Annotated in this window: 15 protein-coding genes; 6 read left to right on the top strand and 9 right to left on the bottom strand. The window is 62.9% G+C overall.

Annotation, left to right across the window (positions count from 1 at the left end):
* Positions 1-16: 16 nt before the first annotated feature.
* The 4 genes from frr to RFN30_RS05385 form a co-directional block, all read right to left on the bottom strand.
* Entirely contained in the window at positions 17-571 is a 555-nt protein-coding gene (frr, locus tag RFN30_RS05400; protein WP_082044360.1) for a ribosome recycling factor, read from the bottom strand.
* Positions 572-659: 88 nt separating this feature from the next.
* Positions 660-1,382 (bottom strand): UMP kinase, encoded by a 723-nt coding sequence (pyrH, locus tag RFN30_RS05395; protein ID WP_320261107.1) that lies wholly within the window; start codon positions 1,380-1,382, stop codon positions 660-662.
* A gap of 150 nt (positions 1,383-1,532) precedes the next feature.
* Positions 1,533-2,642 carry an aldo/keto reductase gene (locus RFN30_RS05390; RefSeq protein ID WP_320261106.1) on the bottom strand — a complete coding sequence of 370 codons (1,110 nt, stop codon included), beginning with the start codon at positions 2,640-2,642 and terminating at the stop codon, positions 1,533-1,535.
* 30 nt (positions 2,643-2,672) lie between these two features.
* On the bottom strand, positions 2,673-3,200 hold the full coding sequence (locus tag RFN30_RS05385) for a nuclear transport factor 2 family protein (protein ID WP_320261105.1): 528 nt from the start codon (positions 3,198-3,200) through the stop codon (positions 2,673-2,675).
* A gap of 114 nt (positions 3,201-3,314) precedes the next feature.
* Here RFN30_RS05385 and RFN30_RS05380 point away from each other — a divergent pair, with 114 nt between their 5' ends.
* On the top strand, positions 3,315-4,241 hold the full coding sequence (locus tag RFN30_RS05380; RefSeq protein ID WP_320261104.1) for a LysR family transcriptional regulator: 927 nt from the start codon (positions 3,315-3,317) through the stop codon (positions 4,239-4,241).
* A gap of 28 nt (positions 4,242-4,269) precedes the next feature.
* Here the strand turns inward: RFN30_RS05380 and tsf are convergent, their stop codons facing one another.
* The 5 genes from tsf to RFN30_RS05355 all read right to left on the bottom strand — a co-directional run bounded on the left by tsf (position 4,270) and on the right by RFN30_RS05355 (position 8,913).
* Positions 4,270-5,190 (bottom strand): translation elongation factor Ts, encoded by a 921-nt coding sequence (gene tsf / locus RFN30_RS05375; protein ID WP_127423994.1) that lies wholly within the window; start codon positions 5,188-5,190, stop codon positions 4,270-4,272.
* A gap of 119 nt (positions 5,191-5,309) precedes the next feature.
* Positions 5,310-6,089, bottom strand: coding sequence for a 30S ribosomal protein S2 (gene rpsB / locus RFN30_RS05370; RefSeq protein ID WP_059188654.1), 780 nt, complete (start codon positions 6,087-6,089; stop codon positions 5,310-5,312).
* Between the two features lie 203 nt (positions 6,090-6,292).
* A complete protein-coding gene (locus tag RFN30_RS05365) occupies positions 6,293-6,571 on the bottom strand; it encodes a DUF4031 domain-containing protein (RefSeq protein ID WP_320261103.1) in 279 nt (92 codons plus the stop codon).
* Between the two features lie 66 nt (positions 6,572-6,637).
* Entirely contained in the window at positions 6,638-7,933 is a 1,296-nt protein-coding gene (locus tag RFN30_RS05360; RefSeq protein WP_320261102.1) for a hypothetical protein, read from the bottom strand.
* 149 nt (positions 7,934-8,082) lie between these two features.
* Positions 8,083-8,913, bottom strand: a complete 831-nt coding sequence (locus RFN30_RS05355) for a cell envelope integrity EipB family protein (protein WP_320261101.1) — start codon at positions 8,911-8,913, stop codon at positions 8,083-8,085.
* Positions 8,914-9,051: 138 nt separating this feature from the next.
* Here RFN30_RS05355 and RFN30_RS05350 point away from each other — a divergent pair, with 138 nt between their 5' ends.
* The 5 genes from RFN30_RS05350 (at position 9,052) to RFN30_RS05330 (ending at position 13,544) form a co-directional block, all read left to right on the top strand.
* A complete protein-coding gene (locus RFN30_RS05350) occupies positions 9,052-9,513 on the top strand; it encodes a RidA family protein (protein WP_320261100.1) in 462 nt (153 codons plus the stop codon).
* 12 nt (positions 9,514-9,525) lie between these two features.
* Positions 9,526-10,254: a glycerophosphodiester phosphodiesterase gene (locus RFN30_RS05345; RefSeq protein WP_320261099.1), complete on the top strand. Its 729-nt coding sequence runs from the start codon at positions 9,526-9,528 to the stop codon at positions 10,252-10,254.
* Between the two features lie 54 nt (positions 10,255-10,308).
* The gene (locus RFN30_RS05340) at positions 10,309-11,523 is read left to right on the top strand and encodes a GNAT family N-acetyltransferase (protein WP_320261098.1); all 1,215 of its coding nucleotides are present in this window, start codon (positions 10,309-10,311) and stop codon (positions 11,521-11,523) included.
* A 281-nt stretch (positions 11,524-11,804) separates the two neighbouring features.
* On the top strand, positions 11,805-12,233 hold the full coding sequence (locus tag RFN30_RS05335; protein ID WP_320261097.1) for an HIT domain-containing protein: 429 nt from the start codon (positions 11,805-11,807) through the stop codon (positions 12,231-12,233).
* A gap of 216 nt (positions 12,234-12,449) precedes the next feature.
* Complete coding sequence (locus RFN30_RS05330) at positions 12,450-13,544, top strand: phosphatase PAP2 family protein (protein WP_320261096.1); 1,095 nt, start codon at positions 12,450-12,452, stop codon at positions 13,542-13,544.
* Positions 13,545-13,584: the final 40 nt, after the last annotated feature.

Raw genomic sequence — 13,584 nt, 5'->3', positions numbered from 1 at the left:
CGGTGAAGAACCGACCCTAAACCTGCATGATTTCAGCTTCCTTATCGGAAAGCAGGTGATCGATGGTGCTGATCATCTCGTCTGTCAGCTTCTGAACCTGGTCGGAGCGCTTGCGATGATCGTCCTCGCTAAGCGTACCGTCCTTTTCCGCCTTTTTTAGGAAATCCATCCCGTCGCGGCGAACATGGCGGACCGCGACACGGGCGTTTTCGGCGTAGCCATGCGATATCTTGACCAGTTCCTTGCGGCGCTGCTCGTTGAGCTCGGGCAGCGGAATCCTGAGATTGGTGCCGTCGACGATCGGATTGAAGCCAAGATTGGCTTCGCGGATGGCCCGGTCGACGGCGCTGACCATGGACTTGTCCCAGACCGATACCGAAATCATACGCGGCTCCGGAACCGTTACGTTGGCCACCTGGTTGATCGGCATCGTCGTGCCATAGGCATGGACCTGGACTGCGTCGAGCAGGTTGCTGGAGGCGCGGCCGGTGCGCAGCGAAGCGAGATCATGCTTGAAGGCGGCAATCGCCCCGTCCATGCGCCGCTTGAGATCGTCGTACTCGCCACTCATGATCATCTCCTCGACCCGTTCGCCGGGTTCACTGTTGTGTTCGGGTTCCCATCCGGAACCAACGCTTATTTAGCCGGTTCTGATCCGATCAGTTGTCGGCGACGACCGTGCAATGGCCGCCGCCCCTCAGGATTTCGCCGAAACCACCCTTTTCGTGGATCGAATAGACGATTATCGGAATGTTGTTTTCGCGCGCAAGTGCAATCGCTGCCGTATCCATGATCGTAAGCCCGCGTTTTATGACTTCGGCATGACTTATGCGATCGAAGCGCACCGCGCTCGGATCCTTCTTCGGGTCGGCCGAATAGACGCCGTCGACCTGCGTGCCCTTGAACAGCGCGTCGGCGCCGATCTCGGCGGCGCGCAGCGCCGCCGCCGAATCGGTGGTGAAGAACGGATTGCCGGTGCCGCCGGCGAAGATCACCACCTTGCCCTGATTCATATAGGCGGTCGCCTGGCGCTGCGAGAAGCTCTCGCAGAGCTCGGGCATAGCGATGGCCGAAAGCACCACGGCGTCGACGCCGATCTTGTTCAGCGAGGTGCGCAGCGCCAGTGAATTGATGACGGTGGCGAGCATTCCCATGTGGTCGCCGGTGACCCGGTCGCCGCCCTTGGAGGCGACGGCCACGCCGCGGAAGATGTTGCCGCCGCCGATGACGACGCCGACTTCGATGCCAAGCGCGCGCGCCTCGGCAATGTCGGCGGCGATACGGTCGACGACCGAAACGTCGATGCCGAAATGCTGTTCGCCCATCAACGCTTCGCCCGAAGCTTTCAGCAAGACACGTCGATAGAGGGGCTTCACCGTCATCTGGTTCCTCGAAAATCTCGGCGCGGGCAAATCTGGAGGCGCAAGCTGCCCCGCTTCGCCTGGCGGCGCTGGCACGATGGTTCGACCCGATACACGAAGGGCGCGGCGATGTCACGCCGCGCCCTTGCGCAAAATTCCAGGCTTTTTCGATCAGCTGCTGCTGACGCTGACCGCCTCGCCTTCGATCAGGACCGGCAGGGAATAGCCCGATGGCTTGTCGCCGGTTGCGGCGCCGCCGGTCACTCTTCCCTGGATCTCGGGCCCGAAATAGGAATGAGGGAACGGCGCCGGCAGGCTGCTCGCCGAATCGAGCCGCTTGCGAAGCTCCGGGGCAATCGAAAAATCGAGCGCCGCGAGATTGTCCTGCAACTGGGCGAGCTTCGTCGCGCCGAGGATGACGGTGGCGATGCCGGGCTGCGTCGCCGTCCAGTTGAGCCCCACCTGCGCCATGCTGCGGCCGAGTTCGGAAGCCACCTTTTCGAGCTCGGCCACGATCGCCCAGTTGCGGTCGGTGAATTTCTGGAAGCCAGGATGCGTGGTGTTGCGGAAACCGTCGAGCCGCCCGGCGTTCCCGGCCTGCGTCGGGCGGTATTTGCCGCTGAGCAGCCCGCTGGCCAGCGGGCTCCAGACCATGATGCCCGCGCCGTGACGCGTGGCGAAAGGCACGAATTCATGCTCGATCGCACGCTCGGCCAGCGAATATTCAAGCTGCAGGGCCGAGATCGGCTCTAAACCGCGCAGCTCGGCGATCGCCTGCGCCCGGCCGGCATACCAGGCCGGCATGTCGGAAAGGCCGATATGACGCACCTTGCCTGCGCGAACGAGGTCGTCCAGCGTGCGCAGCACCTCCTCGGCCGGCGTCAGCCTGTCCCACACATGGAGCAGATAGAGGTCGATATAGTCGGTTCCGAGGCGCTTCAGCGAAGCGTCCACGGCGCGCATGATGTTCTTGCGGCCGTTGCCGCCGGCATTCGGATTGCCGGAATCCATGTTCATCGTGAATTTGGTGGAGATCACCGCCTTGTCGCGCAAGCCGCGCTCGGCGACGAATTCGCCGAGCCAGGTCTCGGCGGTGCCGCCAGTGTAGAGATCGGCGGTGTCGAAGAAATTGCCGCCGGCCTCGACATAGGCGTCGAACATGGCGCGGGCGGTTTCCCTGTCGGCGCCCCAGCCCCATTCGGTGCCGAAGGTCATGGTGCCCAGTGCCAGCCGGCTGACGCGCAGGCCGCTGTTGCCAAGCGTGTAATAGGTCATGCTCATAATGTGTTCCGATCGTGTTTTGATGTCGGCTCATTGGCCGGGGGTCGACTTGACCCAGGGATTGCCGCGCTCATGCGTCATGCGGAAGGTGAAGCCGTCGACCTTCCAGCCGGCGCCGGAGCGGGTAAGGTGGTGCTCGTAGGTGCCCCAGACTTCCCACAGCGGATCGCCGTTGCCTTCCATCCGGTTCCAGGCATAGCCGTTGGAGCGGACGGTCGCCGTATCGGCGTTTATGTCGACCTGGTGGTTGGTTCGCAGATGCAGGCTGGTCTTGCTGCCCTTGAGGTTCGCCGCCCAGGTGCCGATCAGGTCGTCGGAGGCGATGGTGGCCGGGGGCTGCCCCGAAAGGCTGCTGAAATCGACGGTGACGCGGTCGGCGAAGTAGCTGCGCGCAAGCTTCCAGTCCTGCGCGTCGACGGCGCGGTCGATGGCATCCGCGATCCGGATGACCGCGCGCTCGTCGGCGAGCGCCTGCCAGCCTGCCGGTTCGGCTCCGCCGGCATCGACCGGCGCCAGCGCCAGTCCTGCCGCGAAGGTCACATGTCTCAACGCATTCATGTCTCTTCTCCTCGAGCATCAGCCCGCCGCCGACGTCCTGGCGACAATATGGGCCGGCGCACCGTCGTCGATAAGATTGCATTGTTCGCAAAGACTATGCGATATCGTTCATGAATGGATCGGGACCTGCTCACACACCTGCCTGTCATCGTTGCCGTGGCGCGACGCGGCGGCTTCGCGCTTGCCGCGGCCGAGCTCGGCATGAGCCCGTCTGCGGTCAGCCACGCGGTGCGGTTGGTGGAGGAGCGTATGGGTCAGCCGCTGTTTGCGCGCACCACGCGCAGCGTCTCGCTGACCGAGGCCGGCAAGGCCCTTGTGGAGACGGCGGCCCCTGCCCTTCAGGACATTACTGAAGGGTTGGACCGCATCCGCGGCGTCAAGGGCCGGCCCTCCGGTCTGCTCAGGATCAATGCCTCCAACATCGCAATCCCCTTGGCGGTGACGCCCGTGGTCGCGGCCATGGCTGAACGCTATCCGGATGTGACGGTCGAGGTTTTCGCCGAGCAGGGCCTGGTCGACATCGTCGGCGAGGGATTCGATGCCGGCATTAGGCTGGGCGAGATGATCGCGCAAGACATGGTCGCCGTGCGGCTCACGCCGCCCTTCAAGGCCGTGGTCGTCGCTTCGCCGGCCTATATAGGCAAGCACGGCCGACCGCGCGTCGTGGCCGACCTCGCGAGGCACAATTGCATCGGCTATCGGCTCGTCCGCTCCGGCGGCCTCTATCGCTGGGATTTGAATGAGAACGGCAAGGACGTCGTGGTGGAGACGCGCGGCACGGCCGTCGTCACCGATTCGCTTGCGGCCATCGATCTTGCGCTTGCCGGCGTCGGGCTCGCTTATGTGTTCGAGCCGCTGGTGCGCGCCGATCTCGCCGCCGGGCGCCTCGTCCAGATCCTGCCGAAGACGGCGATCGAGGAGCCCGGCCTTTTCCTCTACTTCCCGCGCCGGGCGTCGATGGCGCCGAAGCTGAGAGCCTTTATCGATACCGCACAAGAGATCGGCCGGGCATCCATGCGGACACCCGGCCGAGTTGCCTGAGCTCTTTAGCCTTACTTTTTGCTTCGGGCTATTTCTTGACCGCGGCCGCGACTTCCGCCGCGAAATCGGTCGTTTCCTTCTCGATGCCTTCGCCGAGGGCGAAGCGCAGGTAAGCGCTGATCTTGGCCGGAGCCCCGATCTCCTTCTCGGCATCCTTCAGCGCCTTCTCGACGGTGATGTCGGGATTGAGCACGAAGGCCTGCTTCAGAAGCACCACCTCTTCGTAGAACTTGCGCAGGCGGCCCTCGACCATCTTCTCGATGATCGCCTCCGGCTTGCCGGTCTGGCGGGCCTGGTCGGCGAAGATCGCCTTCTCGCGCTCGACCGCTGCCGGATCGAGTTCCTCCGTGGTCAGCGCCATCGGGTTGGTGGCGGCGACATGCATGGCGACCTGACGGCCGAAAGCGTTTGCCGCATGCTCATTGCCGGTGGTCTCGATCGCGACCAGCACGCCGAGCTTGCCGAGGCCGTCGGCGACGGCATTGTGCACATAAGTCGCGACAGCGCCGTGCGGGACGGTGAGCTTGGCCGAGCGGCGGAAGCCCATATTCTCGCCGATGGTGCCGACCGCGTCCTTGATGGTCTCGGTGACCGACTTGTCGGAGCCCGGATACTTGGCCGCGGCCACCGCCTCGGTCGTGCCGTAGGCGAGCGCAACCTTGGCGACGTTGGCGACTATTTCCTGGAAGGCGGCGTTGCGCGCGACGAAATCGGTCTCGGAATTGACCTCGACGATCGCCGCTTCACGCACGCCGGAATCGACGCCGATCAGGCCCTCCGCCGCGGTGCGGCCGGCCTTCTTGTCGGCCTTGGAGATGCCCTTCTTGCGCAGCCAGTCGACGGCCTCTTCCATGTTGCCGTTGGTTTCGTTCAACGCCGCCTTGCAGTCCATCATACCCGCGCCGGTCAAGTCGCGGAGTTCTTTGACCTGTGCAGCCGAAATGCTCATTGTCGCCTCTTTGTTTCAAATGCGCCGACGCACCATCGAATCTCGATGATGCGCCCGGCAAAAGCGCTTTAGCGCGCCAACTTATTGGAAAGATGAAGGCCGCAACCGGCCTTCGCTTTTCAAGCTTCCGGAGCTTCGGTGGCCGGAGTGTCGAGCGCCGGCTCGACCGGAGCCTCGGCAGACGCGCCGATATCCATGCCGAGCGCGCCCTGCTGGCGGGCGATGCCGTCGATGGCAGCCTTGGCGATCAGGTCGCAATAGAGCTGGATGGCGCGCGCCGCGTCGTCATTGCCGGGGATCGGGAAGTCGATCTTGTCCGGATCGCAGTTCGAATCGATGATGGCGACGACCGGGATGCCGAGGCGCTTGGCCTCGAGGATGGCGATCGCTTCCTTGTTGGTGTCGATCACGAACATCAGGTCAGGCGTCGAGCCCATGTCCTTGATGCCGCCCAGCGCCTTGTTGAGCTTCTCGCGCTCGCGGTCGAGGTTGAGGCGCTCCTTCTTGGTGAGGCCCTGGGCCTCGCCGGCGAGCGTCTCGTCGAGCTTGCGCAGCCGCTGGATCGAGTTCGAGATCGTCTTCCAGTTGGTCAGCATGCCGCCCAGCCAACGCGAGTTGACATAGTACTGGGCCGAGCGCTGCGCGGCGTCGGCAACGATGTCCGAAGCCTGGCGCTTGGTGCCGACGAACAGCACGCGGCCGCCCTTGGCGACGGTGTCGGAAACCTGCTTGAGCGCCTGGTGCAGCAGCGGCACCGTCTGCGACAGGTCGATGATGTGGATGTTGTTGCGGGCGCCATAGATGTAGGGCGCCATCTTCGGGTTCCAGCGGTGGGTCTGGTGGCCGAAGTGAACACCAGCTTCCAAAAGCTGGCGCATGCTGAAATCAGGCAGAGCCATTCTTTAGTTCCTTTCCGGTTGGCCTCCACGGACACAGGCATTTCGGACTTCATGTCCTGATGCCACCGGAGGTTTCAGCCGGATTTCTCCCGGGCAGACACCAAAGTCCGTGTGTGGAATGAGCGCGCATATAGAGGGGAAGCGCCGTAAACGCAAGCGGGGTGCCGAAAAACGCTCCTGCCTGCGGCGATCCGCGCCAATCCTCAGCGTTTTACCTTGCCGTTCGGCACCCGTACGCGGCGGAAGATCGCCACGATTTCCTCGCGACTGCATTCGACCGCGCCGAGCCGCACCGCGCGGTCGCGCTCGAATCCGGTGATATCGTAATGCGGCGCCGACGTCTTCGGCGGTCCTTGATAGGACGAGCGCTTGAGGCCGAGCTCGGCGGCAAAGCGATGCAACTCGTCTGTGTCGTCGGCGAGCAGATGGCACCAGCGATGGCCGGCCCATTTCCAGATCGCCGCATCGACATAGACAGCCATTGCGCTTGCAGCACTCCAACCGACACCATGGGCGGCCCGTTCATGGTCACCCGGGCCGACGTGAAGTCAGCGATGATAGAAGGGATTCGGATAGGAAATGAAGCCGCCGGCGGCTTCGAGGTCGGTCACGATCCTGGTTACGGCCGCCTGCATGCGCGAGCGCAGTCCGGCGAGCGCCTCGTCGACCGGGCCGTCATATTCGTGCAATTCCAAAGGTTCGGGCACGCGAATGTGGGCGCAGCGCGGTCCCGCGGGCTGCGGAACGAAGCGGTTGATCGTGTCGCGCAGTGAGCCCTTGCAGTAATCGTTGCGGATGCGCTTCAGATGCTCGGCGATCTCTTCCTGCGTGATCCTTTGATCGGCGAAGGCCCATGGACCGACGCGCTGGATGCGCTGGGTCGTTTCCGCCAGTTCTCGCACGCGCTTCTGCTCTTCGGCGTCCGCCTTGCCCTCGCGCAGCCACCGGCGCGAGCGCCGCAGCAACTCGGCCAGGTCGAGCCCGGCGTCGGCGGCGATGCCTTCGGCAAGCTGCCGGCCAAGTGTGGCCAGCACCCTTTGTTGGCGGCTGGCATAGGAAGCGCCCTCCTCCGCCGTCAGTCCGCAAGCCTGCTCGTCCCGGGACAGCAGGCTTGAATAGATGCGGTAGACGCGCTCCGGCAGCGAGCCGTCTCCGGCCCTTTCGATTTTCAGGCTCTTCTCGACATAGGCGCATTCCCTGGCGAGCGCCCGCTCGACATTGCCGGTGAAAGCTAGCTTCCAGACGACAGGAGCGACCCAGGCCTTGAAATCCTTGTTGATCTCGCGGCCGCGCTGCAGCGCCTCGAACCCCATCTCCACCGCGCCGGGAAGCAGCGGCGCGACATAGTTGCCGTGCCAGCCAACGCTGCCTTCCGGGTGAAGCAGCACGCCGTGGCCCTTCAGCGCCCAGTCGACCGAATGCGACTTCGCGGCTTCGTTGTTGCCGGGAATCTGCGCGATTAGGTTGTTGGCCAGCCAGAATTTCTGCATCAGCCGGCCGAGCCCGTTCACCACGCCATGCGTCGCCCATGAGGCAGCAAGCGGGCTGACGCGCGAGACGATCTCCTTGTCGATCATCCAGTCGGTGAAGAATTCGGGATGGTTGGGCGTGATGAACGTCGCTTGGCCCCCGCCGCAGCAGGCCTTCAGCCTCTGCTCGTCTCCAGCGGGAAAGTCGATGTGGCGGACATTGGCGACGCCGCGCAGGCCGGCCAGCCGGTTGAACGGCAACAAGTCGCGAAAGCCTGGAACACCGCGCAGCATGACGATGCGATTGACGATCGTCATTATCTTGATCAGCGCCGGATTGGGTCGCGGCGCCACGAACACGTCAATCCTGCCCAAGCTTCCCCCGAAATGCCCCTAAGCAATTCCAGGAAAAGTGCGCAGCGGTTTTCCGTCCGGAATTGCGTGAAACAAAGCAAAGCTGGGACAGGATTGCGGCGCCTTCAAGTCAGGTCGCCCCGGCAGGCCGCTTCGTGGTTAACCCGCTGCTATTTCGAGGCCGGGCAAGGCTTGGCCTGATCGAACAGCGACAGGTTCACCAGTTTGCCGGTCATCGAGAAGTCGCCATAGTCCATGACGAGGTCGCGCGTGATGCCGTTCTCATGCAGCTTGAAGCTGATCCGGTACTCGGGCACTTCCTCGCCGCTTTTGTCGGTATCGTCGAAATAGGCGATGTCGACCGGCCAGTATTTGTCGGTGGCGAGCTTGGCGAGCGCCGGCGCTTCCGGATCCGACGTGTCGGCGTCGGTTTTCTTGCCGACGACGACGGTGGTCGTCATCACCTTGTTGGCGTCCTCGGAGCCGTCGAACAGATTGGTCTGATAGAAGCTCTCTCCCCTTTCGGCCTTGCCGATCAGTTCCACGAGATGCTGGGTGGGGAACTGCGTGGCGGCGAGCTCAAGCGTGTTCTTCTCGGGCTTGTCGATGTCGACCTTGAGACCTTTCGGCTCCCTGGTCGCCATGCCCTTCACCTCCTTGTCCAGATTCTGGTCGACAAAGGATTTCGTCACGAAGGAGAAGGTCTTGCCTTCGGCGTCCTCGAACGTCGTCGTCTGCTGATCGGTCAACCTGGTGTTCTCGCTGGTGACGATTTGGGTGACGAAACGGAACTTCACCGTATAGCCTTCGCAGGGAGAGCCGTTGAACTCATACACCATGCGGCCGGAAATGCCGGTGATGCCAGAGCGGTCGGACGCCTTGTTAAGGGTAAGGTCGTAGACGGCGCGGTGCGCCTGCAGCGCGGGCACTGCGAAGGCCGGAGCCATCGGGATGGCCGCCGACAGGAGGGCGGCGGAAACGAAAAGGCGCGTCACGCGCATGAAGTGCTCCGATCGTCGCGACCAATGGCAGGCCGCAGGGAAAGATGGTCCAGCTTAAAAAAAGTCGTGGCGGAAGCGAGGCAAAAATAGCAATTTCGGCCCGGCCACCGCGGCGCCTTCCAGCAATAGGGAAAACCAATGAGCGAAACAATCGAAAAGCGGCTAAGCGATCTCGGCGTCACTCTTCCGGCCGCCGCCGCGCCAGCGGCCAACTACGTGCCCTATTGCCGGACCGGCAACCTGCTGTTCACGGCCGGGCAGTTGCCGCTCAATGACGGCAAGCTGGTGGCAGGCCTGCTTGGCCGCGACATCGACACGGCTGCCGGCAAGGAAGGCGCGAAATTCTGCGCGATCAACATTCTGGCGCAAGCCAAGGCGGCGCTTGGCGATCTCGAGAAGATACGCCGGCTGGTCAAGATCACGGTCTTCGTCGCCTCGGCGCCGGACTTCGTCGAGCAGCATCTGGTCGCCAACGGCGCCTCCGACTTCCTGGTCGCGGCCCTCGGCGAACGCGGCAAGCATGCGCGCTCCGCCGTCGGCACCGCCTCGTTGCCGCTCAATGCCGCGGTCGAGATCGAAGCGATCTTCGAGGTCGAGTGAGAAGAGCCTGACATGACCGACCTTTCCTGGCTGATTGCCCGCCCGGTCGCGCATCGCGGCTTTCACGACATGAACAAGACGCGCTGGGAGAACACGCTGTCGGCCTTTGCAGCGGCGGCCGAGCGTGGCTACGCGATCGAATGCGATGTGCATATCTCGTCCGACGGCGTGCCGGTCATCATCCATGACGGCGACCTGAAACGGCTAGCCGGCGAGGACGGCTTTGTCTGGCAGCGCACCGCGGCCGAGCTCACCGCGCTCAAGGTGGGCGGCACCAAGGACCATGTGCCGACGCTGCAGCAAGCGCTCGACCTGATCGGCGGTCGCGTGCCGCTGGTGGTCGAGCTGAAAGGCGTTCCCGGCCACGACAAAGGACTGGTCGCCAGCGTTGGCAGACTGCTCAAGGGCTATAAGGGCAAGGTGGCGATCATGTCGTTCGACCACTGGCTGATCCGCGATTTTGCAAAGGATGCGCCGGGCATTCCCGGCGGATTGACCGCTTACGGCAAGGACAACCAGCTGATCGAGGCGCATTTTGCCATGCTGGCGCACAACCTTGCCTTCACCTCTTACGCCGCCGGCGACCTGCCGAACCCGTTTGTCAGCTTCGTGCGCGAAAAGCTCAGGATGCCGGTGATCACCTGGACGGTGCACGACCAGCCGGCGGTCGACCTCACCTTCAAATATGCCGACCAGATGACCTTCGAGGGATTTGAGCCGGATCTGGTCAAGGTCGCCTGAGGCAGTGTCCTAAACGTGACTTGCGACAGCCTTGAGGACGCTTAAATAAGCCGCATGGATCAGGGTGACGACGACGATGGACGGACAGCGAATGCGGATTACGCGATCCGCGTCGCGGCGGGCATAGGCGCGTTCACCTGCGAGGAATGGAACGGCTTTGCGGGAACCACCCGCGGCGACAAGGAAAACGGCTACAACCCGCTCGTTTCATTCGCTTTCCTGAGCGCACTGGAGGATTCCGGCTGTGCCGTGCGGCGCACCGGCTGGCAGGGTCATCACCTCAGGCTCGAGACGGCGCAAGGCAAGCTGCTGGGCGCCGTGCCCTGCTATCTCAAATCGCACAGCCAAGGCGAATATGTCTTCGACCATGGCTGGTCGGACGCATTCGAGCGCGCTGGCGGGCGCTATTACCCCAAGCTGCAATGCTCGGTGCCCTTCACGCCTGTCACCGGCCCTCGCCTGCTGGTCGGCAAAGGCGAGGACCAAGGCGCGGTAAAGGCCGGCCTCGCCGCCGGCCTGAAATTGGTGACCGATAAGCTTGGCGTGTCCTCCGCGCATGTGACCTTCGCGGCGGAGCCCGACATCGCGACGCTGGAAGCGGCGGGGTTCCTGCATCGGACCGACCAGCAGTTCCATTTCTTCAACGAAGGCTTTTCGAGCTATGACGACTTCCTTGCCACGCTTGCCTCACGCAAGCGCAAGGCGATGAAGAAGGAGCGGCGCGAGGCTCTGGCGGACGGCATCTCGATCGACTGGCTGACCGGCAAGGACATCACCGAGCGCGCCTGGGACGATTTCTTTGCCTTCTACATGGATACCGGCGGCAGGAAATGGGGCCGGCCCTATCTCAACCGTCAGTTCTTCTCGCTGATCGGCGAGCGCATGGCCGAGGACATTCTCCTGGTAATGGCCAAGCGCAACGGCCGCTATATCGCGGGTGCCATCAACTTCATCGGCTCCGACGCGCTTTACGGCCGCAACTGGGGCTGCATCGAGGATCACCCCTTCCTGCATTTCGAGGTCTGCTACCATCAGGCGATCGACTTCGCGATCGAGCGCAAGCTCAAGGTGGTGGAGGCCGGCGCGCAGGGCGAGCACAAGCTGGCGCGCGGCTATCAGCCGGTGACCATGCATTCGGCGCACTACATCGCCCATCCCGGCCTGCGCAACGCGGTCGCCGACTATTTGCGCCGCGAGCGGCGCGAGGTGGAGCGGATGGGCGAATATCTCGAAGAGCACATGCCGTTCCGCAGGGATCTCAAGGAATAAATCTGCTCGTTACTATCCAACGATCATTGCGGCTTTCTAGCTGCAATCGAAACGAGTATCGAAAGCAGGCGACAAGGAAGAAGACGCCACCTGTAACCGCCAGCTTCGCCACGCGCACTGCCCTGCTGGAAGCGGATGCGGCGACCGCGCATTCGACAGCCTCCTTGGTCGGCGGACGTTGGCACCGAGGCGCATTGCTGTTGTCAGATCGGCCCGAGCGCCTTGCCGCTCACCAGCGGCTTCGCTAAACCGGATAGCGAATACGATCCGGAGTGCCCGCCATGGCCGAAGCTTATGATCCCGGCAACATCTTTGCGAAAATCCTGCGCGGCGAGATCCCCTCGCATCGCATCTATGAGGATGACGCGGTCGTTGCGTTCATGGATGTGATGCCGCAAGGGGTGGGCCATACGCTGGTGCTGCCGAAGGCGCCGTCGCGCAATATCCTCGATGCCGATCCGGCGACGTTCGCTCCGCTGTTTGCCGTGGTGCAGAAAGTGGCGGTGGCCGTGAAAAAGGCTTTCAACGCCGACGGCGTGACGCTCTTGCAGTTCAACGAACCAGCCTCCGGGCAGACCGTCTACCACCTCCACGTCCACGTCATCCCGCGCTTCGACGGCGTGCCGCTCAAGCCCCATTCCGGGCAGATGGAAAAGCCGGAAGTGCTGGCCGAGAACGCCGGCAAGATCCGCGCGGCACTGGGAAATTGAAGCTCGCGGATCCGCCGACATTGAAGGCCGATTGATAGCCTCGCACTGACGAGCCCGATTTCGGTTTGCCGCGAAAACCTTCGCGCGATTTTCGGGTCCAGCCGGCCGTGTGCAGCGCCGGATGCGACCGTTTGCACTCGAATCGTCTGGTTAGGAAATATCGAACCATCTCGCTGTAGAACGCTAAGGCAGTGGCGAGCTATTGGGTTTCGAACCATGGAAAATTCGGCTGCGGCGTCGACCCCCCTTGCGAGGACGGCTGTCGGACGTGCTTTTCTGATTTCCCTGGCGGATGCCTTTCGACGGCACCGGCTGCTGCACGCCATGGCTGTCGGTGCCCTGATTCTGGCAACAGTGATCGGAATGCGTACCGGAAACATGCCGGATTTCGGCGTGCTGACGGAATACATTCAGTACCTTTTCATCGCTTTCTGGATCTGCGGCTGCGTCTTTGCGCTTGGGATCTTCCTCCATCTTGCGCTGGTCAAGCGGGATACCGAACCGCTCGGCACCTTCCTGAAATCGCTGGGCGGTTTTTTCGGCGACGCCGAACGCACTGCCAACAGCCTGAATGGCCTGGTCGCGAGCATCGCCTTCATGTCCGCCGTCGGTGTGCTGAAAGGAGCCATCACAATCCTCTCCCCATTTGCATGGGACAAGGCGCTGGCCCACGCCGATCGGATCCTGCATTTCGGTAGGGCACCAGACGAATGGCTATGGTTTGTCGTCCAGTCGCCATTTGCATTGAGGATGTTCAACATCGCGTACAATTTCTGGTTCATCGTGCTCATCGCCACGGTTTTCACCGCCTGCATCACACGCAACGACACCAAGCTGCGTCATCAGTTCCTGATGAGCTTCATGCTGATATGGACGCTTGGCGGCTTCTTCCTGGCGATGGGGCTGTCGTCGGCAGGGCCGTGCTTTTACGAGCGTCTGGGTCTCGGCGGTGACTTTCGCCCCCTCATGCAAGCACTCGCCGCTGCCGATCGTATTTATCCGATCTGGGCGCTCAGCACGCAGGATATGCTGTGGAGCGGCTATACCGGCGCAACCGACGGCAGTATCGGAATATCCGCTTTCCCATCCATGCACGTGGCGATGGCGGTGCTTTTCGCTCTTTACGCAACGCGGCGTTCCCGGCCGGCCGGTATCCTGATGTGGGCATTCGCCGGCATAATAATGATCGGCTCGGTCGTGCTTGGCTGGCACTATGCCATCGACGGCTACGCGGGTGCGCTGTTATCGATCGCGATCTGGAAGGCTTGCGGATATTTCCTGACGCGCTTCGCGCCGGATGGCGTTGCCTGACGCCTGCAACCAGCAAATCGTGAATGAAGTTCCGTCTTTG

The organism is Mesorhizobium dulcispinae (genome assembly GCF_033977345.1).
GTDB classification, from domain to species: domain Bacteria; phylum Pseudomonadota; class Alphaproteobacteria; order Rhizobiales; family Rhizobiaceae; genus Mesorhizobium; species Mesorhizobium dulcispinae.
The sequence above is the reverse complement of the archived record's forward strand: the minus strand, read 5'-3'. Positions and strand labels throughout refer to the sequence as shown.

What these genes read in the sequence shown, in the direction of transcription:
- frr (WP_082044360.1), bottom strand. Translation starts at nt 571, where the DNA reads ATGAGTGGCGAGTACGACGATCTCAAGCGGCGCATGGACGGGGCGATT.
- pyrH (WP_320261107.1), bottom strand. Translation starts at nt 1,382, where the DNA reads ATGACGGTGAAGCCCCTCTATCGACGTGTCTTGCTGAAAGCTTCGGGC.
- RFN30_RS05390 (WP_320261106.1), bottom strand. Translation starts at nt 2,642, where the DNA reads ATGAGCATGACCTATTACACGCTTGGCAACAGCGGCCTGCGCGTCAGC.
- RFN30_RS05385 (WP_320261105.1), bottom strand. Translation starts at nt 3,200, where the DNA reads ATGAATGCGTTGAGACATGTGACCTTCGCGGCAGGACTGGCGCTGGCG.
- RFN30_RS05380 (WP_320261104.1), top strand. Translation starts at nt 3,315, where the DNA reads ATGGATCGGGACCTGCTCACACACCTGCCTGTCATCGTTGCCGTGGCG.
- tsf (WP_127423994.1), bottom strand. Translation starts at nt 5,190, where the DNA reads ATGAGCATTTCGGCTGCACAGGTCAAAGAACTCCGCGACTTGACCGGC.
- rpsB (WP_059188654.1), bottom strand. Translation starts at nt 6,089, where the DNA reads ATGGCTCTGCCTGATTTCAGCATGCGCCAGCTTTTGGAAGCTGGTGTT.
- RFN30_RS05365 (WP_320261103.1), bottom strand. Translation starts at nt 6,571, where the DNA reads ATGGCTGTCTATGTCGATGCGGCGATCTGGAAATGGGCCGGCCATCGC.
- RFN30_RS05355 (WP_320261101.1), bottom strand. Translation starts at nt 8,913, where the DNA reads ATGCGCGTGACGCGCCTTTTCGTTTCCGCCGCCCTCCTGTCGGCGGCC.
- RFN30_RS05350 (WP_320261100.1), top strand. Translation starts at nt 9,052, where the DNA reads ATGAGCGAAACAATCGAAAAGCGGCTAAGCGATCTCGGCGTCACTCTT.
- RFN30_RS05345 (WP_320261099.1), top strand. Translation starts at nt 9,526, where the DNA reads ATGACCGACCTTTCCTGGCTGATTGCCCGCCCGGTCGCGCATCGCGGC.
- RFN30_RS05340 (WP_320261098.1), top strand. Translation starts at nt 10,309, where the DNA reads ATGGATCAGGGTGACGACGACGATGGACGGACAGCGAATGCGGATTAC.
- RFN30_RS05335 (WP_320261097.1), top strand. Translation starts at nt 11,805, where the DNA reads ATGGCCGAAGCTTATGATCCCGGCAACATCTTTGCGAAAATCCTGCGC.
- RFN30_RS05330 (WP_320261096.1), top strand. Translation starts at nt 12,450, where the DNA reads ATGGAAAATTCGGCTGCGGCGTCGACCCCCCTTGCGAGGACGGCTGTC.